The organism is Actinoplanes sp. NPDC051513 (assembly GCF_044454685.1).
GTDB lineage: Bacteria > Actinomycetota > Actinomycetes > Mycobacteriales > Micromonosporaceae > Actinoplanes.
This window is the reverse complement of the sequence record NZ_JBITDW010000003.1, coordinates 826,767-848,356: the sequence shown is the minus strand read 5'-3', so window position 1 is coordinate 848,356 and position 21,590 is coordinate 826,767. Positions and strand designations below refer to the sequence as shown.

The window sequence follows — 21,590 nt, the reverse complement described above, 5'->3', positions numbered from 1 at the left end:
CCAGGGCTTCGGCCGGCGGGACCGTGGAGGCCGCCCGGTCATGAACCGCCTCCTATCCATCGTCGCCGGAGTTCCCCTCCGGGTCGGTGTCCTGGTGGTCTTCGCCCTGGCGGTGCCGCAGATCTATCCGCTGCCCGGTGGCACCATCGACATCGCGCTGTCGACCATCGCCGCCGTCCTGCTCGTGCCCACGGTCCTGGTCCGGACGTGGGGCAACCCGGACGTCCGGCGGCTGCTGCGCACCGCGCTGATGTACAGCGTGCTCGGGCTCCTCGCGACCCGGTTCATCGCGCTGCTCTGGTCTCCCGACACGGGGTACGGCCGGCTGCCGATGGTTCTGCTCGCCCAGTTCATCGTGACGCTGGTGCTGCTGTACGGCGCCGCGAGCGAGGAGCCGGACCTCCTGCGCCAGATCCAGTTCGTCTACTGGCCTCTCGTCATGCTGGAAGCGCTCCTGGTCGCGTTGTTCCGCATCTTCCCCGGGGTGGAGGACGGGTACTTCCATTCGATCGCCGGGCTGTTCGCGGGTCAGAACACGGTCGACGGGCTCTTCGACGTCAACCGGAACAATGTGCTGGATCCCACCAAATCGGGTGGGGTGTTCATCAACGCGAACGTCGCCGGGCTGTTCCTCGGCGTCAGCGCGATGGCCGCCTTCGCCGTCTGGTCGCGCACACGGCAGCGGCTGGTGCTGGTGGCGGGCTTCGTCGCATTGACCGGCGTCTGGTTCACCGGCTCCAAGTCCGGGCGGATGTTCTCGATCGTGCTGCCGCTGGCCGCGCTGGCCGCGTACTTCTGCCGGAGGCTGAAGCCGGCCCTGCGCCGGTACGTGCTGATCGGCGGGGGCGCGGCGGGGGTCGCCGCCGGTGTGCTGCTCGGCGCGGCGGGCGGTGGGTTCGGCGCCGCCGTCCGGGTGGCCTTCGGGCAACGGACCGAGATCTGGGGCTATGCCACCGAGGCGTTCGCCGACAGTCCGGTGCTCGGCCTCGGCTGGGGTGGGTGGCAGAAGGGATTCGCCTCGTACGCCGCCGAGAACGGCATCTACAACCCGAACTTCCCGCCGCACAACATCCTGCTCGCCGCGTGGGCCGCAACCGGCCTGGTGGGACTCGCGCTGACCATCCTGATCTTCGGATTGCTGCTGAGGCACGTCGTCAAGGCGTTCGCGCGGGATTCGCTCTTCGTCGCGTGGGCGGGCGCGGCGTTCGTCTGGGTGATCGTCCAGGCGATGGGGGAGAACACCGACGTGTTCGGGGAGATTCACCTGATCCCCGTGCTCGCGTTGCTCCTCTGCTATTTGATCCAACCGTTGCGACAGGAGCCGGAACGTGTCGAAGACGCCGATATCTGGAATCGTGAGACATCAATTATTCCAGCCGTCCGAGACGTTCATCCCCAACCAGGCCCTGACTATGCGGACTTTCCGACCGCTGTTCTTGGCACGGGACACGATCGTCCGGGCCCCGGCCAGCATCGACAGCGTTAGCATTGCCGACTTCGGCAAGCGTGCCACCACCTCGTACCTGCTGACTCGGCGGTCGGAACCACTGGTCAAGGCGCTTGCCGAGCGCGGCGTGACCATTCTGCACGCCCACTTCGGCGTCGAGGGCGTCTATATCACCCCGACCGCGAAGGCGCTCGGCGTGCCGTTGGTGACGACGCTGCACGGCTTCGACGTGACCATCACGAAAAAGCAGCTGATCGCATCGAAGAAACCGTCGTGGATCAACTACGTCACGTGGCGGAATTCGCTTTTCGAGGCCGGCGCCTCGTTTGTGTGCGTCTCCGAATACATCCGGCGTCGCGCAATCGAATGGGGCTATCCCGCCGAGCGCGCCGTGGTGCTGCCGATCGGCGTCGACACCGACGTCATCAAGCCGGCGCCGTTCGTCGAGACGCCCCGGATCGTGCACGTCGCCCGCCTGGTGGAGGTGAAGGGCACGGCGGATCTGTTGCGGGCGTTCGCGACCGTGCGCCGGGCGCTGGCCTCGGCCGAGCTGGTCATCGTCGGTGACGGCCCGCTGCGGGCGCAGCTCGGCGAGCTGGCGGCGCAGCTGGGCGTGGCCGACGCGGTGCGGTTCCTCGGCGCGCTGCCCCACACCGAGGTGCTGACGCAGATCGGCGCCGCGCAGGTGCTGTGCCTGCCGAGCGCCACGGCGGCCAACGGCGCCCAGGAGGGCCTGGGCCTGGTGCTGCTGGAGGCGGCGGCATCGGGGCGGCCGGTGATCGGCACCGATCACGGCGGCATCCCCGAGGCGGTCGTGGACGGCGTCACCGGTTATCTGGCGCCGGAGCGCGACCCGGCCGCGCTCGCCGAGCGGCTGCTCGCGGTGCTCACCGACCCCGGTCTGGGCGAGCGCCTCGGCGCCGCCGGACGGGCGATGGTGGAAAGCCGTTACGACCTGCGGACGCAGACCGCGAAGCTCGAGGCGTTGTACCGGAGCCTGATCCCGGATCCCGGCGCCGCGGAGCGCCATGTCTAGCACCTTCTTCCGGCTGTTGTTCGGGGGCATCGTCGGGAAGGTGCTCGGCGTCGTCCGCGAGGTCCTGCTCGCGGCGTTGTTCGGCGCCGGACGTGCGATGGGCGCCAACCGGGTGGCGCTCACCGCCACCATGGTCCCGCTCAACTTCTTCACCGCCGACGCGCTGTCGGCCGGCTTCCTGCCGCTGTACGTGCGCTACCGCCAGGAAAACCCGGCGATGGCGCTGGCGCTCTACCGCTCGGTCCGGACGCTGTTCATCGGGCTGTCCGTGGCCCTGCTCATCGTCCTTCAGCTGGCCCGGGGCTTCTGGATCGACGTGCTCGGCCCGGGTCTCGACCAGCCCACCGCGACGCTGGCCGCGTCGATGCTGTCGATCGCGGCCCTGGGCATGCCGTTCCTGTTGCTGTACAGCCTCGACACGCTGGTCGCCCTGGAGAAGGACGACGTGCGCCTGATCAATCTGCGGGCGTCGTTCCAGAGCATCGGGCTCATCGCGGCCACGGTCGCGGCCTACCTGACCGGCCACGCGGTGCTGCTCGCCTGGGGCTTCACCGTGCCGTACTTCCTGCTGTGGTGCTGGGGCACGTACTGGCTCCGGCGCAAGCAGTACCTCAACGTCGGGGAGGCCGGGGCGCAGCACCCTCCGATCGAGCGCGCGCACTACAAGATGGTGCTCGGGATGTTCTGGCGCCGGCTGCGCCCGCTGCTGCTCATCCCGGTGCTGCTGCAGGGTTCCATCAGCATCGAGCGGGCCGTCGGCTCGCTGCTCGGCATCGAGGTCGTCGCCGCGACCGAGTACTCGCGCTTCGTCGTCGACTCGCTGATGGCGCTGATCGCCGCACCGCTCGGCCTCGCCGGGCTCGCCGCGTTCGCCCGGATGCGGACGCACGAGATCCACGACGGCCTCCGGCGCATGATCGCGCCGATTCTGCTGGTCACCGTGCCGCTGTCGATCGTGCTCGGCGTCAACAGCCGGGGCATCATCACGGTCCTGTACGCGCGCGGCGAGTTCGACCAGACCGCCGTCGACGTCACGTCGATCATGCTGCTCGGCTTCTCCCTGGGCATCTGGGCGAACGTGCTCGGCCACACCCTGGTCAAGGTGCTCAACGCGCGCGGCGAGAACAAGCGGGCCGCGGTCGCCAACGGTCTGTCGTTCGGCATCGCCGCCACGGTCAACCTCGTCATGTGGCGATACACGGGACCGTTCACGCTCGGCCTCGCCTCGGCCATCGGTGGCGTGGTGATGTTCGTGGGCGCGGCGCTGTCGCTGAGGATCATGCGGCATTGCCTGGGCCTGCTGGCGAAGCTGGCGCCCGGCATCCTCGGCGCGGTCGCCGCCGGATGGTTCCTGGCCGGCGACGGGCTGCTACGGCTAGTCGCGTCGTGTACGGTCGTCGGCCTGGTCTGGCTGGCCTACGTGATGCTTGTGCCGAGCCTCCGTGCCGCCTTCGTGACCGGCCTCTGGTCGAAGATCGCCAGACGTGGTCAAAAGTCGCCCCCGCCCGAGGACCCGCCGACGCTCGAGCTTGCGCTGCCGCTGGAGACCGCGCTGCCGGCCCGATCCGAGTCCGGCCGGCACCGCCGGGGCACCGCCTAGCACCGAGCATCAGCAATGAACACCCGAGGAGCGCGCACAGCCGCGCGAGGATGAGGACGAGGAACGGCGATGAACTGCCTGGTGTGCGGCAAGACGACCTTCGAGCGGGCCGTTGGCCAAGCCACGTTCGCCCAGTGCGCATGCGGCTTCGCCCGCCTGCAGGCCTCGGGCAAGATCGACAACTACTGGGAGGGGCGTGACGACGACGCGGTCAACCACGTCTGGGCCGACACGCAGGACACCCTCTTCACCACAGTGCTCAACGAGATCGGCGGACGGGTACCGGCCGGCGCGACCATCTACGACGTCGGCGGGGGCATCGGCTACTTCAGCGAACTGGCCCTCGAGGCCGGGTTCGACGCGCACAACGTCGAGCTCTCCGAGGTGGCCTGCGCCAAGGCCCGGGATCGCATCGGGGCGGCACGGGTGCACACCTCGGTGGCGGGGATGGCGCCTGCCGACGTGGTCACCCTGTGGTGCGTGATCGGTCACACCCCCGACCCGGGGGCCTTCCTCGACGAGGTGCGGGCGGCGCTGCGGCCGGGCGGCTGGCTCTTCCTCACCACCCCCAACTGGCGCTTCCAGTCGATGCTGGCCCGGACGCTCTCCCTCGGCGGGCGCACCATCAACTTCGAGCGCCAGGACCACATCTCCATGTTCACGCGCGACTCGCTGACGGCGCTGCTGGGCAGCCGCGGCTTCGCCTCCCCCACCTTCGGGGCCTGGGGCGTGAAGGAGCGCTGCGTGGCGCTGGGCGACTCCAAGTCGACGGCGGCGGTACGGGCGAAGGCGCAGTGGAACCGTGGGTGGAGCCGGGCCGGCGGCCCCTTGCCCGTCGACCTGACGAGCGAGTTCCAGGTCCTGGTCCAGTACCAACCCTGACCGAACGGTGAACGTGGCCTGGAGCGACATCTGCGGCCGGCGTCTGGAGCGGCACGGTCTGACGCCGGACTCGCCGCTGCGCGCTCCGGCCGAGGCGGCGGCGGCGATGTGCGGCGCACACGCCCAGGTGCTGTCGGCCGCCGAGGTCTCGATCGGCCTGCGCGCGCCCGGATCGACCCGGGCAACGGTGCAGGAGGCGCTGTGGTCCGGCCACAGCCTGATCAAGACGTTCGGCCCGCGCGGCACGATCCACCTGCTGCCCGCCGCCGATCTCGCCCTCTGGTGCGGCGCCCTGAGCGCGACACCCCCGCTCAGCCGGCGCCCGCCCGCGATGCGCCTGACGCCCGGACAGACCGATGAGCTCGTGGTGGCGATCGGCGAGATCCTGGCCGGCGCCGAGCTGACCGTCGACGAGCTCACCGAGGCGCTGGCCGACCGGGTCGGGCCGTGGGCGGTCGACCCGGTGATGCCGGCTTTCCAGACGATGTGGCCGCGGTGGCGGCAGATGACCGAGATCGCCGCCCACCGGGGTGTGCTCTGTTTCGGGCCGAACAAGGGTCGCAACGTCACCTACACCAACCCGTCCCGGTGGCTGCCCGGGTTCGCACCCGCGCCGGAGGCGGAGGCGACCGCCTGGCTGCTCGACTCCTATCTGCGTTCCTACGGGCCGGCGACGCCGCAGCACTTCGCCCGCTGGCTGGCCGCGCCGCCCGGCTGGGCGCGAGCCGTGTTCGACGCCCACGACCTGACCGAGGTCTCTCTGCAAGGGACGAAGGCGTGGGTTGCCGGCGGTGACGTCGAACCCGGTGATCCCGCCGCCGGTGTGCTGCTGCTCCCCCACTTCGACGCCTTCGTGGTCGGTTCGCAACCGCGGGAACAGCTCTTCCCCGGCGCGGCCTGGGACCGGGCGCTCGCCCGCGGCCAGGCCGGCAACTTCCCCGTGGTGCTCGTGGACGGTGTCGTCGCCGGCGTCTGGCACCAGAAGAAGTCCGCCGGCAAGGTCGCCATCACCGTCGAGCCGTTGCGGGCCTTGACCGCGCGCGGGCGAAACGAGCTGGACGAGCAGGTGGAAAGGATCGGCGCCATCCTTCAGGCGCGGCCGGCCCTCACCATCGGCTCGATCAGCACCGGCGCCCACGCCTGAATGACCACTGAACAACGAATGCCCCTGATCGGACACGACCGTCCGATGCGAAGCGAGGCGCGGTGGGGCAGCAGCTCGAGCAATGCCTGCGCTTGTCCGACCAGCTGGCCGACCACGTACTCCGCCAGGTGCTCGACGAGCTGCTCGTCCTCGGCCGCGCGGTCTGCGACACCGGGTGGGACGACGGCCTCGGCTAGCGGCCGACGCGGTCGCCGTACGCGTCAAGGTCATTCTGGCGGGAAGCCTGCTGGCGACGGCGATCGTCGTCTTTCTGTTGTTCCGCCTATGAATACGCCTTGATCACCGCGGCCCGCAGCCGGTCGAGCGCCTCGGCCCGCACTCCCGCCAGAACCGGCTCGCCTCCGGCCGCCGCGGCCCGGAGGGGAACCTGCCGCGGCATCCGTCCGGTCGCCGCGCGGATGCCGTCGATCAGCCCCGGCCCCCACGATCCACCGACGACGACCTCCCGCGGGTCGGCGAGCGCGACGACGGCCGCGACGACCCCCGCGACGGCCGCGACGATCGCCTCGCGGGTCGCGCCGTCGCTCGCGAGCACCCGCTCGACGTCGATCGCCGTGGAGCCCTCCCGGCGCAGCCCCAGCTCGCCGAAGATCTCGATGAACGGCGCCGCGCGCCCACCCGGCCCGGCCGTCAGCACGTGCGCGATCTCGCCGGCCAGGCCGCCGTGGCCGCGCCGGACCTCGCCGTCGTTGACGATCGCGCAGCCGAGCCCCTCGCCCAGGTAGAGGTAGGCGAAGTCGCGCGGCCGCGCGGGCTCGGCCAGGGCCGCCCAGTTCACGTCGTTGTCGACGACGACCTCCAGCGGCGCGAGGATCGCGACCGGGTCCAGCTCGCCCACGAGGAACGGCGAGTCGGGCAGATGGACCAGCCGGCCCGTGGCTCGATCGACCGGGTCGGCCGCGCCGACGACGGCCAGGCGGGCAGGCCGTCCCGCCGCGGCGCACACCTCCGCCGCCGCGTCCCGCAGCGCCGCGGCGACCTGGCTCGGCCGGGCGGGCCGATCGATTCGCCGGACCGCACGCGCCGTCGTGTCGCCGTACACGTCAATGGTCTCGGCCGTGACGCCGGCCGGCGCGATCGTCACCGCCAGGGCCACACCGACCTCCGGCGTCAGCGCGTAGTACGAGCCCACCCGGCCGCGCCCCCGGCCGCCCGGCGTGCGCTCCCCCGTGTCGGCGACCAGGCCGCGCTCGGTGAGCCGGCGGACGCTTTCCCCCGCGGTCGGCTTGGAGATGCCGATCTCGGCCGCGAGCTCGGCCCGGGTCAGCCGCGGGCGTCGCATCAGCGCCCGCAGCACGTGCTCGTCGGTCTGCGCCCGCACCAGGGAATCCACGTGCCGATTCTAGTCAGGGCCCTTGCCTTGAACTTCCGGCCCGCCTACAGTCTTTCAAGTAAGGAGAGCTGACTAGAAGGAGACGCCGTGCTGCCGCATTGGGAAGAGACGCCCACCGACCCGAAGGCCGCGACCCGCGAGATCAAGACCGCGCTGCGCGAGCGGATCACCGCCTCCGGCCGCACCGTCGAGGAAGTCTTCGCGGTCGTCGAGCGCCGGGTGGAAGAGGCCGTCGACGAGATCGCCGCAGCCCGCAAGCAAGGGTCGGTGTGGCCCGAGATCGAGTACGCCGACATCGCCGCCGGCACCGTTTCCCCATCGCAGGTCAAGCTGCTGCGACGCCGGGGCTGCCTGGTGGTGCGCGGCCACTTCGACCGTTCCCAGGCCCTGCAGTGGGACGGCGACATCGTCGACTACGTCGAGAGCAACCGCTTCTTCGAGAACTACCGCGGCCCCGGCGACGACTTCTTCGGCAGCGTCGGCTCGAAGCCCGAGATCTACCCGATCTACTGGTCGCCCGCGCAGATGCAGGCCCGGCAGAGCGACCGCATGGCCAAGGTCCAGTCCTTCCTCAACCACCAGTGGAAGTTCGAATCCTCAAACACCCGGTGGTTCGACCCCGACCGCGACTCGCTCTATCCCGACCGCATCCGCCGCCGCCCCGAGGGCGCCGACTCGGCCGGCCTCGACGCCCACCTCGACCCCGGCACCCTCGACCTCTGGATGACCCGCGCCTACCAACAGGCGTTCCGCCACCTCTTCGACGGCGACGTCGAGCGGTACGACCCGTGGGACGCCGCCCACCGCACCGCGGGCCCGCAGTACCCCGGCTCCACCATGTGCTCGGCGTTCCGCACCTTCCAGGGCTGGACCGCACTGTCCGACATGGACCACGACCAGGGCGTGCTGCACACCGTCCCGATCCCCGAGGCGATGGCCTACCTGATGCTGCGCCCGCTGCTGCCCGACGTCCCCGACGACGACATGTGCGGCGTCACGGTCAACCAGGTCTTCCCCGCGGGCCACAAGTGGCACGCCCCGCTGATGGAGGCTCTCTCCGGCATCCCCGACGTCCGGGCCGGCGACTCGGTCTGGTGGCATTGCGACATGATCCACAGCGTGGCCCCGGTCGAGGCGCAGAAGGGTTGGGGCAACGTCATGTACATCCCGGCCGCACCGTGGTGCCCGCGCAACGAGGCGTACGCGGCTTCTGTGCGGGACGCCTTCCGCACGGGCGAGAGCCCCTCCGACTTCCCCGCCGAGCACTACGAGCGGGCGTGGCCGAACCGCTTCCGAGAGGAAGACCTCAACGAGATCGGCCGCCGCGGCCTCGGCCTGACCGCCTAGCTGTTTGGGTGGGGTCTGGTCCACAGGCGGCGGCCGACGACCCCAGATGGTCCCTAGACGGCTCGGGGCAACGTCACGGTCACGATCAGGCCGCCTTCGTCGCGGGCCTCCGCGTGCACGTCGCCGCCGTGGGCGCGGGCGATCGCCCGGACGATCGAGAGCCCGAGCCCCGCGCCGGGCGAGTGAACGCGTTCGGCGTTGTAGCGGCGGAACGGCTCGAACAGGCCGGCCACCTCGTAGCGAGGGATCACCGGGCCCGAGTTGCTCACCTCGAGGACGACCCAGCCGTCGGGGCGGGAGAGGCTGCGGACCCGCACCCAGCCGTTGACCGGCAGGTTGTGGCGTTCGCCGTTCTCCACCAGGTTCTGCACCAGGCGTTCCAGCAGGACCGGATTGCCGGCGACGGGCGCCTCGAGCGGCTCGGCCACCACCTTGACCGTGTCGGAAACCGCCACGTGGTCGACGATGTCGGCCAGGTCGACGAAGGAGCGCTCGCTCACGGGGCGATCCGACTGAGCGAGCAGCAGCAGGCCGTCGATGAGGCGGCCGTGGCGGTCGTTGATCGCCAGCAGGGTGGCGCCCAGTTGGCGTACCTCCTCGGAGGGCGACTCGGCGGCGAGCGCGACCTCCAGCAGCGTGCGGTTGAGCGTCAGCGGGGTGCGCAGCTCGTGCGAGGCGCTCGCGATGAAGCGGCGCTGGCCGTCGAAGGAATGGTCGAGGCGGGTGAGCATGACGTCGAACGTGTCGGCCAGCTCCTTGATCTCGTCCGAAGGGCCGGTCAGGGCGATCCGCTCGTGCAGGCCGCGGTCGGCGTCGGGCGGGGCCTCGGCGATGCGGCGGGCCGTCGCGGTGATCTGGTGCAGGGGCTGGAGCATGCGGCCGGCGATCAGCCAGCCGAGGGCGATCGCGGCGGCGCTGACCACGGCCAGGGCGATCAGGCCCTGGGTGAGCATGGCGTGCAGCGCGCTGGTCTGGGTGCCGTCGATGACCCTCTGGACGAACTTGTTCTCGGGCGAGTTGAGCGGCGCGTCCGCCGGCGGGGCCGAGTAGTAGGACGCCTCGCCGGCCACCATCGGGAGCCGCTGCTGCACCAGGATGTAGGTGACGCCGAGCAACACCATGCCGGCCAGCACGAACAGGCCGCCGTAGATGAGGGTGAGCCGGGTGCGGACGGTGAGTCTCATGGAATGCGATACCCCACTCCGGGCTCGGTGAGCACCACGGGCGGGTCGCCCAGCTTGCGGCGCAACTTCAAAATCGTCATCCGTACGGCGTGCGTGAACGGATCCGCGTTCTCGTCCCACGCCTTCTCGAGCAGCGTCTCGGCCGACACCGCGGTCCCGTCGGCGCGCAGCAACTCGGTCAGCACGGCGAACTCCTTGCGGGACAGCGGCACGTACCGCCCGTCGCGGTGCACCTCGCGACGATGGGGATCGAGGCTGATCCCAGCACGGCGCAGGATCGGGGGCGCGGCGGGCCGGGCGCGCCGGCCGAGGGCGGCGACCCGGGCGGACAGCTCGCGGAAGGCGAACGGCTTCGGCAGGTAGTCGTCGGCGCCGAGGGACAGGCCGTTGACCCGGTCGTCGATGCCGGCCGCGGCGGTCAGCATCAGCACCCGGGTCTCGCCACCGCGGGCGGCCAGGGCGGTGCAGACGTCGTCGCCGTGCACGACCGGCAGGTCGCGGTCGAGCACCACCACGTCGTAGTCGTTGACGTCGATGCGCTCCAGGGCGGCCCCGCCGTCGTACGCGACGTCGACCGCATGGGCCTCGTGGCGCAACCCCTGCGCCACCGCGTCCGCGAGCAGCGGCTCGTCCTCGACCACCAGGATCCGCATGCCCTCCATGGTGCCGTGCCGCGGCGTCACTTCGGCGTCACGTTTTTCCGTGACGGCGGGGAAACCTCCCGATCGCTCTACTTCCTCCCACGGCACGGCAAGAAGGATGAAGGAGACGATCATGCGAACCCGGAACGTCGCGGTGCTCGCGCTGATGCTGGCCCTCGGGCCGGCCGCGTGCGCGCGCACCGGGACGAACGACCCGCAAGTGGCCAGCGCCCAGGGCGGCACCACGACGGCGAGCCCGAGCGCGAGCGCCACCCCCTCGGACGACCCGGACGCCCCGCTGAAGTTCTCGAGGTGCATGCGGGAGCACGGCCTCTCGTGGTTCCCGGACCCGAGCAACGGAAAGATGTCGGTCGCGATCCCCCAGGGCACCGATATGAAGAAGGTCGAGGCCGCCCAGGAGGCCTGCAAGCAGTACATGCCCAACGGCGGCAACGCGCCGAAGCCCAGCGCCGAGGAGCTCCAGCAGGCCCGCGACATGGCCAAGTGCATGCGGGAGAACGGCGTCCCGAACTTCCCCGACCCCAACCCGGACGGCGGGATGATGATCGACTCGGGGAAGCTGGGCACCGGCCCGGGCGACCCGACCTGGGACAAGGCCGAGAAGGCGTGCGCGAAGTACGAGCCCAAGGGCGGCAAGCACACCGAGCAGCACTCGGACGGCGGCGGCTCCGCGAACAAGAACGGCGCCGGCACCACGAACCAGGGACGGGTCGCATGAGCGCGCGACGCACCGCCGGCGTGGTCGCCGGAGTCGTGACGGTCGGGGCGGTCGCCGCGGCGGTCACCGTGTTCAACCTGCCGGACGCGCAGAGCAGCAGCACCACCCCGAAGGACTCGGCGGTGGCCGGCACGGCCGACATCCAGAAGGAGACGCTGGTCGACCGGGAGACCCACGACGGGACGCTCGGGCACGGCGCCACCACCACGCTCGCCGCGCGCGGCAGCGGCACGGTCACCTGGCTGCCCACGGCCGGCGCGACGGTCGGCCGGGGCAAGACGCTCTACAAACTGGACAACAAGGCCGTCGTGCTGCTCTACGGCACGCTTCCCGCCTACCGCACGCTGCGGAGCGGGGTGAAGGGCGCCGACGTCAGGCAGTTCGAGAAGAACCTCTGGGCGCTGGGCTATCGCGGCTTCACGGTCGACGAGAGGTACACCGCGGCCACCGCCGACGCGGTGGAGGAATGGCAGGACGATCTCGGCCTGAGTGAGACGGGCACGGTCGAGACCAGCCAGATCTGGTACGCCCCGACGGCCGTCCGCATCGATTCGCGGAGCGCCGAGAACGGCGCGGTCGTCCAGCCCGGCGCGGAACTGCTCAAATACACCGGCACCGCGCTGGTCGCCACCGTCGACCTGACGATGGACTCTCAGCGGCTCGCCAAGCAGGGCGCCGCCGTGCGGGTCGGCATGCCCGACGGCAAGGACCTGCCCGGCAAGATCGTCAAGGTCGGCACCACCGTGCAGGAGGGTCAGGGCGACCAGGAGGACACCACGCTGATCGAGGTGACGATCAGCTTCTCGGGCGCGCCCAAGGGCATGGACGACGCGGCCGTCTCGGTCGACTTCGTCGCCTCCGAGCGCAAGGACGTGCTCACCGTTCCGGTCGCGGCGCTGCTGGCGCTCGCCGAGGGCGGGTACGGCGTCCAGGTCGTCGACGGCGCCACCACGAAGATCGTTGCCGTGGAGACCGGGCTGTTCGCCGACGGCAAGGTCGAGATCACCGGCGACGGCCTGGCCGCCGGCACGAAGGTCGGGATGCCGGTATGAACCCGGTGATGGAGATCGTCGGCGAGTCCGGGAGCCGGGTCATCGAGCTCACCGGCGTCACCAAGACCTACGCCGGCGGGGTCACCGCCGTCCGCTCGGTCGACCTGGCCGTCGAGTACGGCGAGCTCGTCGCGATCGTCGGCCCGTCGGGGTCGGGCAAGTCCACGATGCTGCACCTCATCGGCACGCTGGACCGCCCTTCCCAGGGCTCCGTCAAGATCGACGGGCACGACATCGCGACGCTCTCCGACCGGCAGCTCTCGGCGCTGCGGGCGCGCCGGATCGGCTTCGTGTTCCAGCAGTTCCACCTGGCGCCGGGGCGGAACGCCGTGGCCAATGTCGCCGACGGGCTGCTTTACGCAGGCGTACCGAAAAAGGAGCGTGAGTGGCGCGCGGAGGCCGCCCTCATCCGTGTCGGCCTGGGTGACCGCCTGACCCACCGCCCGCACGAGCTCTCCGGCGGCGAGCGGCAGCGGGTCGCCATCGCCCGCGCGGTGGCCGGAGATCCCGCCGTGCTGCTGGCCGACGAACCGACCGGAAACCTCGACTCGGTGTCCGGCTCCGGCGTGGTCGAGCTGCTGCGGGAGCTGAACGCGAGCGGCACCACGGTGCTGGTCATCACCCACGACCACGAGATCGCCGACAGTCTGCCGCGGCAGGTCCCGATGCGCGACGGGGCGGTGGTCGTTCATGGCCTCGCCTCTTAGCCCGGCCCGGCTGCGATCGTCGGACCTGCTGCGACTCGGCGGGACCGGCCTGCGGGCGCGTCCGCTGCGCGCGGTGCTGTCGTCGCTCGGGATCGCGATCGGGATTGCGGCGATGACCGCGGTCGTGGGGATCAGCTCGTCCAGCCAGGCGGATCTCGATCGGGCGCTGGCGGCTCTCGGCACCAACATGCTCACGGTCACGCCTGGCGAGACCATGATGGGCAAGTCGGCCACGTTGCCCGACACGTCGGTGTCGATGATCCGGCGGGTCGCGCCGGTGCTGTCGGCCACGGCCACCGGGGCGGTCGACGACGCCCACGTCTACCGGACCGACAAGATCCCGCAGGCGCAGACCGGGGGCCTCGCGGTGATGGCGGCCGAGCTGGGCCTGCTCAAGACCGTGGGCGCGTCGCTGGCCGACGGGACGTGGCTGAACGCGGCCACCGCGCGGTATCCGGCCGTGGTGCTGGGCTGGGACGCGGCCCGGCGGTTGGGCAACGTGCCCGCCGTCTACATGCTCGGGCGGTGGTGGACCGTGGTCGGCGTGCTCAACCACGTGCCGCTCGCGCCGGAGCTCGACTCGGCCGCGCTGGTCGGGTGGCAGGCCGCCGGCGCCTATCTCGGGTTCGACGGGCATCCGACGACCGTCTACGCCCGGGCGGTCGACGCTCAGGTGGAGGCCGTGCGGGCCGTGCTGGGGCCGACGGCGAATCCGCAGAACCCGAACGAGGTCAAGGTGTCCCGGCCGTCCGACGCCCTCGCGGCCCAGCGCGCCACCAATGCGACATTCACCGCACTGCTCCTCGGGCTCGGCGCCGTGGCGCTGCTCGTGGGCGGGATCGGGGTGGCCAACACGATGGTCATCTCGGTGCTGGAGCGACGGGCCGAGATCGGCCTGCGCCGGTCGCTCGGCGCCACGAAGGGGCAGGTCCGAACCCAGTTCGTCGCCGAGTCGCTGCTCCTGTCGCTGCTCGGCGGCGCCGCGGGTGTCCTGCTCGGCTATCTGGTGACCGGCTTCTACTCGGCCACCCAGGACTGGCCCACGGTCGTCCCCCTGTGGGCGCTCGGCGGCGGCGTCGCGGCAACGGTCGTGATCGGCGCGATCGCCGGCCTCTATCCCGCGATCCGGGCGGCGCGCCTGGCCCCCACGGAGGCACTGGCGGCGGCCTGACCGGGCCGGCTCGGGAAGCGCCACGGGGGCTTCCCGAGCCCTCGCCATTCCTGACGGAAGTTGTCAGCCATTGCCGCTAGCGTTCATCCCATGCGAGCCACCGGAACCTTCGAGGTAGCCAACTTCACCCCCGCCCCCGTGCCGCCGTCCGACGTCAAGACGGCCCTCCCGACGGGCGTGGCCACGATGACCAAGACCTTCACCGGCGAGATCTCCGGCCGATCCGCGACCCTGTTCACCGCGGCCTACGACCCCGCCACCGGCACCGGCACCTACGTGGCGATGGAATCCTTCGAGGGCAGCGTCGCCGGCGCCGAGGGCGCCTTCAATTTCGCGCATTCCGCAACCACGCTGGGCGAGGGCCGCGACGCCGAGTTCTTCGTCATCGTCCCCGGCAGCGGAACCGGCGCGCTGGCCGGCATCGAAGGCGCCGGTGGCATGTCCATCGCCGACGACGGCACCCACGCCATCTGGCTCGACTACAACCTGGGTGGAACGCGCCTCTAGCCGTGATCCGAGACCTCTTGCGGGCGCTCGCCGACCGGAAGATCGAGCGATTCGTCCTCGAAAGCCTCCGGCGGCACCGTGGTGCGGCGGGCCAGCCCGATCACGCCCAGCGTCATGACGATCGCCGCGAGCGCGACCACGACCTGCCCCGCCGCGCCGAAGCGGAAGCTCTCGTCGAACAGGACCACCCCGGCGACGGCGGCGACCAGCGGGTTGGAGACGCTCACCGTCGCCAGCGGCGTGGCCAGCCCCGCGCCCTTGTACGAAAGCTGCCCGAGCAGATAGCCGCCCGTGGACAGCACCACCACCATCCCCGTGATGAACATGGACACGGAGCCCGCCCCATGCTCGGTGAAGGACGCCAGCAGGGCCTTCGACAGCACCGAGGCGATGCCGAAGGCCACGCCGGCGGCGGCGGCGAGCAGCACGGCACGCCAGCGGGCCGAATGGGCGATCGCGGCGACCGTGGTGAGGACGCCGACCACGGCCAGTGTCAAAAATGCGACATAGCGACCGGACGTCTCGGTGAGCAGGGCCGGGGCCGACGACTCGACCGAGAGCGACATGATCAGGGACAGGCCGAGGACGGTGAGGGCGGCGTCGATCCACGCGGGGATGCTGATGCGCACCCGATACCGCAGCGCCGAGATCGGCAGGGCGAACAACAGCGTCAGCGTGCCCAGCGCCTGCACCACGGCCACCGTGCCGAAGTTGAGCGCCAGAACGTGCAGGCCAACGCCGCCCCCGGTGAGCAGCAGCGCCACCGCCCAGCGCCGCACGCCGCGGTTGCGGTGCTCGGCCAGCCGCTCCTGAGCGACGGCCGCGCCCGCGTAACTCGCGGCGGACAGGATCGACAGTGCGACAGCCCACGCCAGTGACCCCATGGACACCCCTCTTCGAGCTTGCCTCACCGACCCGGCTGTCAGCCTGGCGAAAACGCAGATTGTTCGCGTCATCCCCGAGGTAAAGATCCCTACGGCAGATGTAGTACCTCACGACGAGGCCACCCGGCCATAGCTAAATTCGGGTCGCCGATCTCCGGGGGCTCTGCCACGATCAGGCGCATGACGCAGGCGGCGAGGGTCCGGATCGGCTGGAGCGACCTGCCCGAGGCCGTGCGCTCCCGGTCCGAGCGCATCATCGGGGGCCGGGTGGTGGCCGCGCATTCCCAGCCGGGCGGGTTCTCGCCCGGCAGCGCCGACCGGGTCGTCACCGACTCCGGCCGCCGTGCCTTCGTCAAGGCCGTCACCCCGGCGGTCAACGAGCGCTCGGCCGAGCTCGCCCGGCAAGAGATGCGAATCACCTCGGCGATGCCCGGCAACGCCCCGGTTCCCCGCATGCTGGGCGGCTTCGACGAGGGCGGGTGGGTCGTGCTGGTCCTCGAGGACATCGACGGCGCCCACCCTCGTACCCCGTGGGTGGAAAGCGAGATCGACGCGGCCATGACCGCTCTCGCCGAGCTCGCCGCGGCCGTCACCCCTTCGCCGGTGCACGGCGTGCCCTCGGCGGCCGACAACCTCGCCGGCGACTTCGCCGCGTGGGCGAAGATCGCCGCCGATCCCCCGGCCGACCTCGACCCCTGGTGCGCCGCGCGCCTGCCCGAGCTGCGGTCCGCGTCCGAGCGGGCGGTCGCCGCCATCGCGACCGGCGAGACGCTCGTGCACTGCGACATCCGCGCCGACAACCTGCTGATCCGGCGCGGCGGGCGAATCATGGTGATCGACTGGCCGTGGGGCTGTGTCGGGCCGGAATGGCTCGACCGGCTGCTGCTGGGGCTCGACGTGCTGACCAACGGCGGCGACCCGTCCCGGGTCTTCGAGGGCATCGACGCCGGCGCGGTCACCGACATCACCGCGTCCATCGCAGGCATGTTCGAGCATGTCTGCCGCCAGCCGCCGCCGCCCGGCATCCCGACCGTGCGGGCCTTCCAGCGCGCCCACGCCGACGCGATCCGCCCGTGGCTGCGCGAGCGTCTCTGATCTGAGCGCGGCGCCCAGCCGTATTCAACGGCGGGTGGTTACTGCCATCGCACCAGATGGGAGGTCCGGCACACCCGGCCGGGCCGGGCCCGGCCGCGCACTAGGCTGGGAGATCTGGGCTTCGGCGTGGCGGCCCGACCGGCCAACAAATGTCTCACGGAACGGAACATGATGATCGACCAGGCCAAGGTACGTGTCCTTCTGTTGGAGAGCATTCACCGCGACGCGGTGTCCCGGCTCGAGGCCGAGGGGTACCACGTCGAGTCCGTCCGCAACGCTCTGGACGAGGCCGAGCTCATCGAGCGCATCCAGGGCGTCCACCTGCTCGGCATCCGGTCCAAGACCAAGGTGACCGCCAAGGTGATCGAGTCGGCCGACAGCCTGGTCGCGGTCGGGGCGTTCTGCATCGGCACCGACCAGATCGACCTCACCGCGGCGACCGCCGCCGGCGTGGCGGTCTTCAACGCGCCGTTCTCCAACACGCGCTCGGTGGTCGAGCTCGCGATCGCCGAGATCATCTCGATGACGCGCCGGCTCACCGAGAAGAACGCGCTGATGCACCAGGGCGTCTGGGACAAATCGGCCGACGGCGCGCACGAGATCCGCGGCCGCCGCCTCGGCATCATCGGCTACGGCAACATCGGCACCCAGCTCTCGGTGCTGGCCGAGAACCTCGGCATGCACGTGTCCTTCTACGACACCGCCGACAAACTGGCGCTGAGCAACGCGCACCGCTGCGCCTCGATCGAGGAACTGCTCGAGACGTCCGACGTGGTGACCCTGCACGTCGACGGCCGGCCCGGCAACGCCGGCTTCTTCGGCGCCGAGCAGTTCAAGCGGATGCGCCCGGGCGCGCTGTTCCTCAACCTGTCGCGCGGCATCGTGGTCGACCACGTGGCGCTGCGGGACGCGCTGACCAGCGGCCACCTGTCCGGCGCCGCGGTCGATGTCTTCCCCACCGAGCCGAAGGGCCGCGGCGACGAGTTCGTCTCCGAGCTGCGCGGGCTGCCCAACGTCATCCTCACCCCGCACATCGGCGGCTCGACCGAGGAGGCGCAGTCCGACATCGGCGACTTCGTCGCCAACAAGCTGACCCACTTCATCAAGGACGGCAACACGACGCTGAGCGTCAACCTGCCGTCGGTGGCGTTGCCCGAGCAGTCCGGGATGAGCCGGATCGTCCACGTCCACGTCAACACGCCCGGGGTCCTCGCCAAGGTCAACAGCATCCTGGCCCAGCACCACGTGAACGTGGAGGGTCAGCTGCTGAGCACCCGCGGCGAGTACGGCTACCTGATCACCGACATCAGCGGCGGGTACAGCGACGAGGTGCTCGACCAGCTGCGCGGCATGGAGCAGACGGTCCGCCTGCGGGTCCTCTCCTGAGGAACCCTAGGCGTTCTCGATCGTCAGCGCGTTGATCCGGGCGCCGGCAGTGACGTCGTAGCGGTCGGTGGTGGCCCATCCCTTCGGGGTGAGGGTCGAGCCGGCCGCCAAGTCTTTGAGGGTCTTCGTCCCGGCCACCACGCTCTGGGCGCCGCCGCCGACCTTGATGCGGACCGGGTTGTCCGCCGGGGACTTGAGGACCAACTTGTCGACGGCGCCATTGATCTTCAGGGGCACGGTGCCGGACGGGCGGGAGAGCGTCACCTCGGCCTGCTTCATGGCCGCGACCATCTCGATCCCGCTGACCTGGCCGCCGCTCACGTCGATGACCTGCTTCTGGGCGTACCCGGAGAAGCGCAGCTGCCAGCGCACCTTCGCAGCCAGCACCACCTCGATCTCGCCGCCCGTGCCGTCACCGTCCTTGCTGACCTGGAGCTTGACGTCGTCGTTGCGGATCGTCGGATCGGGCAGGATGCCCGCATCGTCCGGTGTGGAGATGCGGTAGAGGTCGTCGCCGAGCTCGCCGATGGTCACGCGCACGGAGTTGACGCCGGCCAGCAGCTCGAAGCTCGCCTTGGTGCGGTTGTCGAGGGGGGCGCTCACCGTGCGCCCGGCGGTCGCGTTGCCGTTACCGAGCGGCAGGGAAGTGTCGGAGCCGGTGAAGTACATGACGCCGGCGATCGAGCCGAGCACCAGCACGATCGCGCTGAGCACGACGATGCCCATGGTCACGATGCGCGACTGCCGCGGCTCGGGGGGCAGGGACACGGGAGGCAGCGACGCGGGAGCACGCCGCGCGGCGTGCTCCCCCGACGGCGATCGCAGGGCGCCGGACACCCGCTCGAGCGGCTCGGGGTCGAGCCGGGGCGAAGGCGGCCAGCTGGGCGACACCGGCGCCGGCGCCGGCGAAGCGAACGTCTGCGCGGGCGAAGCGAACGTCTGGGCCGGTGGCGCGAACGTCTGCCCCGACGAGGAGAACGGCGGCGCCGACGTAGGACCGTGCCGCACGGGCGAGATCGGATCGTCGGAGAAGCCGAACGAGGCCCGCGAGTTCACGGCCGACGACGGCGGGACCGGAGCCGAGAAAGGATCGGGGATCTCGGTGCCCTCGGTGAACCAGGAGCCACCGGTGGTGGACTCGGCCGGCGGATGAGCGGGCGGCCGACGATAAAGAGTGTCACCACGCGAGTCGGCCACAGCCACATCGGACGACGCGTCGTCAGCTGGTCGGTCCACGAGTCTCCCCTGTCGCAATGCCGGCCACCCGGCGTCCCCGACAGTGGTACGTATTTGAACTTCTCCCGGATGAGTGCTGGCGACAACTACTTGGAGTTACTGCCGGCCGGGCCGAATGAGCCCCCGCCGGGTGGCGATCGCGACCGCCTCGAGCTGGCTGTGCGCCCCGAGTTTCGCCAGCACAGCCTTCACATAGCCACGGCACGTGTGCAGGCTGATGCCGAGCCGGCGGGCGATCGCACGAGCGTCCAATCCGGCCGCCATCAGATGCAGAACTTCGTCTTCCCGTACGGTCAGGCCGCTGCTACGCGGCGCGACGACCGGCGACTGGCTGCGGAGCAACCGCGCGAGGATGTCGGTCGAGACGGTCATGCCGCCGCCGTGCGCCGTGCGCAACGCGTTCAGCACGTCACCGAGCGCGCCGTTCTTGGAGAGGAATCCGGCGGCGCCGGCCGCGGTGGCCCGCCCGACGAGCGCGCCCTCGTCGCTGGCAGTGAGGATCACCACACGGCTGTCCGGCTGGCGCACCCGGATCAGTTCCGCGATGGCTATACCGTCCGCATCGGACAGTTCCGGGTCGAGCAGAATCACGTCGGGTTGCAGCTGCTGTGCGAGCTGTAGGGCCTCGGCGCCGGTGCGCGCGTGCCCCACGTACTCGAGGTCGGGCTGGCCGGCCAGAGCGTGTCCGAGCAGCTCGGCGAACGTCTGGTGGCCGTCGACGACGAGGACGCTGATCGCTTCGCCGTGTTTCATGCGCCACCTTTCAAACCGAACGGACCTCGGAAGTCTAAGGAGTACCAGCACTCAACTTTGCCCTACCAACAGCCTGCCGCGGCGACGGGCCGGATCCGTTCCGCCGGTACACCCGACAGCAGGATGAGGCCAAGCGGTCGCGATCACCAGTCTTTCGGTTGATGGGACCCCTAGCATTGGGCCTTGCCGGTCAACTTTGCCAGAAGCAAAGTTTCGATTCATGTTCGACATCCAGCTCTTCGGTCGCATCGAGGTCCGTACCCGGGGCGAGCGCCTCTCGGGCGCCGACTTCGGCGGTGACCGGCCACGCCACCTGCTCGCGCTCCTCGCGCTGCGCGGCGAGGCGTCCATCTCGGAGCTGGCCGAGCTGCTGGGCACGGGCAAGAAGTCCGTCGAGGCCGACTTGTCGGTTCTTCGGGCGCACCTGGAGCCGGGGATCAATCCCCGCGAATCGGTCATCGTCGCGCACCGCGGCCGCCTGCGCCTCGACCCCGAGCGGGTCCGGGTCGACGTGGCCCGTTTCGACGAGCTCATCGCGCTGGCGGCCGGCCGCACTCCCGAGCGCGCCGTGAAACCGCTGACCGCGGCCGCCTTCCTCGCCACCCGCCCGCTGCTCGAGGACGAGGACGAGCCGTGGGCCGCCGAGTTGCGCAACGAGTACCGCGCGAAGCTGGTGATGGCCCGGCGGCCACCGGCCGAGGTATCGGTTAAATAGCGCGCGCCGCCCCGGTGGGAGGCGCAGAATCGCCGGGTGCTGACCACGCTGCTCCCGGTGCCTCTCGCGCCGGAGATCTCGCTCCATCTCGCGGGCAGCGATGTCGGCCTCTTCGACCAGGCCGGCGGCGAGTTCCGCAGTGACCAGCCGCTGCCGTTCTGGGCCTTCGTCTGGGCCGGCGGGCAGGCCTTGGCCCGATATGTTCTCGACCACCCCGAGACCGTCCTGAACAAAACGGTCATCGACCTCGCGACCGGCTCCGGCGTGGCCGCGATCGCCGCCGCGAAAGCGCGGGCCGCGCAGGTCGGTATCACCGACATCAACCCCGAGGCGATCGCCGCGGCGCACCGCAACGCCGCCGCCAATCGCGTCACCCTGAGCGACGATGTCGGCGACCCCGATGTGATCTTGGCCGGCGACGTCTTCTACAGTCCCACCGTCGCCGAACAGATGATCAAGCGACTCCGGGCCGAGCGGCGAAAAGACCGGCAGGTCCTGGTTGGCGACCCCGGTCGGGGGTATTTCCCGGAGCGGCTGTTCGAGCCGCTGGCGGAGTACACCGTGCCGGTCCCCGCCGCGCTCGAGGAGACCGAGGCACTCGCGACGACGGTCTGGCGCATGCGATAAGCGTCACGTTCCGCCGGTGCCCGATGAGAATGCTTTCACCACGCAACAAGTTGTACGATGCATGCATCAATCAAGGCTGCAGG

22 protein-coding genes are annotated in these 21,590 nt (G+C 70.8%); 16 read left to right on the top strand and 6 right to left on the bottom strand.

Annotation, left to right across the window (positions count from 1 at the left end):
- Nucleotides 1-40 precede the first annotated feature (40 nt).
- The 6 genes from ACIA5D_RS14080 (at nt 41) to ACIA5D_RS14055 (ending at nt 6,306) form a co-directional block, all read left to right on the top strand.
- Nucleotides 41-1,486, top strand: coding sequence for an O-antigen ligase family protein (locus ACIA5D_RS14080; protein WP_396030273.1), 1,446 nt, complete (start codon nt 41-43; stop codon nt 1,484-1,486).
- Nucleotides 1,413-2,483, top strand: coding sequence for a glycosyltransferase (locus tag ACIA5D_RS14075; RefSeq protein ID WP_396030272.1), 1,071 nt, complete (start codon nt 1,413-1,415; stop codon nt 2,481-2,483). Before ACIA5D_RS14080 ends, ACIA5D_RS14075 begins: the two co-directional genes overlap by 74 nt.
- Complete coding sequence (gene murJ, locus ACIA5D_RS14070) at nt 2,476-4,083, top strand: murein biosynthesis integral membrane protein MurJ (RefSeq protein ID WP_396030271.1); 1,608 nt, start codon at nt 2,476-2,478, stop codon at nt 4,081-4,083. The genes ACIA5D_RS14075 and murJ overlap by 8 nt, the downstream gene beginning before the upstream one ends.
- A gap of 69 nt (nt 4,084-4,152) precedes the next feature.
- A complete protein-coding gene (locus tag ACIA5D_RS14065) occupies nt 4,153-4,965 on the top strand; it encodes a class I SAM-dependent methyltransferase (RefSeq protein ID WP_396030270.1) in 813 nt (270 codons plus the stop codon).
- A 7-nt stretch (nt 4,966-4,972) separates the two neighbouring features.
- Nucleotides 4,973-6,109, top strand: a complete 1,137-nt coding sequence (locus ACIA5D_RS14060) for a winged helix DNA-binding domain-containing protein (protein ID WP_396030269.1) — start codon at nt 4,973-4,975, stop codon at nt 6,107-6,109.
- A gap of 62 nt (nt 6,110-6,171) precedes the next feature.
- Complete coding sequence (locus tag ACIA5D_RS14055; RefSeq protein ID WP_396030268.1) at nt 6,172-6,306, top strand: hypothetical protein; 135 nt, start codon at nt 6,172-6,174, stop codon at nt 6,304-6,306.
- Nucleotides 6,307-6,392: 86 nt separating this feature from the next.
- On the opposite strand, the gene ACIA5D_RS14050 is transcribed toward ACIA5D_RS14055, so the two are convergent.
- Complete coding sequence (locus tag ACIA5D_RS14050; protein ID WP_396030267.1) at nt 6,393-7,463, bottom strand: ROK family transcriptional regulator; 1,071 nt, start codon at nt 7,461-7,463, stop codon at nt 6,393-6,395.
- Nucleotides 7,464-7,550: 87 nt separating this feature from the next.
- On the opposite strand from ACIA5D_RS14050, the gene ACIA5D_RS14045 reads away from it, so the two are divergent.
- Nucleotides 7,551-8,810, top strand: a complete 1,260-nt coding sequence (locus ACIA5D_RS14045) for a DUF1479 domain-containing protein (protein WP_396030266.1) — start codon at nt 7,551-7,553, stop codon at nt 8,808-8,810.
- A gap of 53 nt (nt 8,811-8,863) precedes the next feature.
- Here the strand turns inward: ACIA5D_RS14045 and ACIA5D_RS14040 are convergent, their stop codons facing one another.
- The gene (locus ACIA5D_RS14040) at nt 8,864-9,994 is read right to left on the bottom strand and encodes a sensor histidine kinase (protein ID WP_396030265.1); all 1,131 of its coding nucleotides are present in this window, start codon (nt 9,992-9,994) and stop codon (nt 8,864-8,866) included.
- Nucleotides 9,991-10,647 carry a response regulator transcription factor gene (locus tag ACIA5D_RS14035; protein ID WP_396030264.1) on the bottom strand — a complete coding sequence of 219 codons (657 nt, stop codon included), beginning with the start codon at nt 10,645-10,647 and terminating at the stop codon, nt 9,991-9,993. The genes ACIA5D_RS14040 and ACIA5D_RS14035 overlap by 4 nt, the downstream gene beginning before the upstream one ends.
- 121 nt (nt 10,648-10,768) lie before the next feature.
- Between ACIA5D_RS14035 and ACIA5D_RS14030 the strand changes: the two genes are divergently transcribed.
- From ACIA5D_RS14030 to ACIA5D_RS14010, 5 genes are all read left to right on the top strand, one after another.
- The gene (locus ACIA5D_RS14030) at nt 10,769-11,374 is read left to right on the top strand and encodes a hypothetical protein (protein ID WP_396030263.1); all 606 of its coding nucleotides are present in this window, start codon (nt 10,769-10,771) and stop codon (nt 11,372-11,374) included.
- Entirely contained in the window at nt 11,371-12,426 is a 1,056-nt protein-coding gene (locus ACIA5D_RS14025) for an efflux RND transporter periplasmic adaptor subunit (RefSeq protein WP_396030262.1), read from the top strand. Before ACIA5D_RS14030 ends, ACIA5D_RS14025 begins: the two co-directional genes overlap by 4 nt.
- Nucleotides 12,423-13,133, top strand: coding sequence for an ABC transporter ATP-binding protein (locus ACIA5D_RS14020; RefSeq protein WP_396030261.1), 711 nt, complete (start codon nt 12,423-12,425; stop codon nt 13,131-13,133). The genes ACIA5D_RS14025 and ACIA5D_RS14020 overlap by 4 nt, the downstream gene beginning before the upstream one ends.
- Complete coding sequence (locus tag ACIA5D_RS14015; RefSeq protein ID WP_396030260.1) at nt 13,117-14,304, top strand: ABC transporter permease; 1,188 nt, start codon at nt 13,117-13,119, stop codon at nt 14,302-14,304. The genes ACIA5D_RS14020 and ACIA5D_RS14015 overlap by 17 nt, the downstream gene beginning before the upstream one ends.
- 90 nt (nt 14,305-14,394) lie before the next feature.
- On the top strand, nt 14,395-14,811 hold the full coding sequence (locus tag ACIA5D_RS14010; protein WP_396030259.1) for a DUF3224 domain-containing protein: 417 nt from the start codon (nt 14,395-14,397) through the stop codon (nt 14,809-14,811).
- Here ACIA5D_RS14010 and ACIA5D_RS14005 read toward each other — a convergent pair.
- The gene (locus ACIA5D_RS14005) at nt 14,808-15,695 is read right to left on the bottom strand and encodes a DMT family transporter (RefSeq protein ID WP_396030258.1); all 888 of its coding nucleotides are present in this window, start codon (nt 15,693-15,695) and stop codon (nt 14,808-14,810) included. The two genes, ACIA5D_RS14010 and ACIA5D_RS14005, sit on opposite strands and share 4 nt — an antisense overlap.
- 180 nt (nt 15,696-15,875) lie before the next feature.
- Here ACIA5D_RS14005 and ACIA5D_RS14000 point away from each other — a divergent pair, with 180 nt between their 5' ends.
- A complete protein-coding gene (locus tag ACIA5D_RS14000; protein WP_396030257.1) occupies nt 15,876-16,790 on the top strand; it encodes an aminoglycoside phosphotransferase family protein in 915 nt (304 codons plus the stop codon).
- Between the two features lie 168 nt (nt 16,791-16,958).
- Nucleotides 16,959-18,176: a phosphoglycerate dehydrogenase gene (serA, locus tag ACIA5D_RS13995; protein ID WP_396030256.1), complete on the top strand. Its 1,218-nt coding sequence runs from the start codon at nt 16,959-16,961 to the stop codon at nt 18,174-18,176.
- Between the two features lie 6 nt (nt 18,177-18,182).
- Here serA and ACIA5D_RS13990 read toward each other — a convergent pair whose 3' ends face one another.
- A complete protein-coding gene (locus ACIA5D_RS13990) occupies nt 18,183-19,412 on the bottom strand; it encodes a hypothetical protein (protein WP_396030255.1) in 1,230 nt (409 codons plus the stop codon).
- Nucleotides 19,413-19,508: 96 nt separating this feature from the next.
- On the bottom strand, nt 19,509-20,165 hold the full coding sequence (locus ACIA5D_RS13985) for a response regulator (RefSeq protein ID WP_396030254.1): 657 nt from the start codon (nt 20,163-20,165) through the stop codon (nt 19,509-19,511).
- 220 nt (nt 20,166-20,385) lie between these two features.
- Here ACIA5D_RS13985 and ACIA5D_RS13980 point away from each other — a divergent pair, with 220 nt between their 5' ends.
- Together ACIA5D_RS13980 and ACIA5D_RS13975 are read left to right on the top strand one after the other, a co-directional pair.
- Nucleotides 20,386-20,880: a hypothetical protein gene (locus ACIA5D_RS13980; RefSeq protein WP_396030253.1), complete on the top strand. Its 495-nt coding sequence runs from the start codon at nt 20,386-20,388 to the stop codon at nt 20,878-20,880.
- A 36-nt stretch (nt 20,881-20,916) separates the two neighbouring features.
- Complete coding sequence (locus ACIA5D_RS13975; protein WP_396030252.1) at nt 20,917-21,507, top strand: class I SAM-dependent methyltransferase; 591 nt, start codon at nt 20,917-20,919, stop codon at nt 21,505-21,507.
- Nucleotides 21,508-21,590 lie beyond the last annotated feature (83 nt).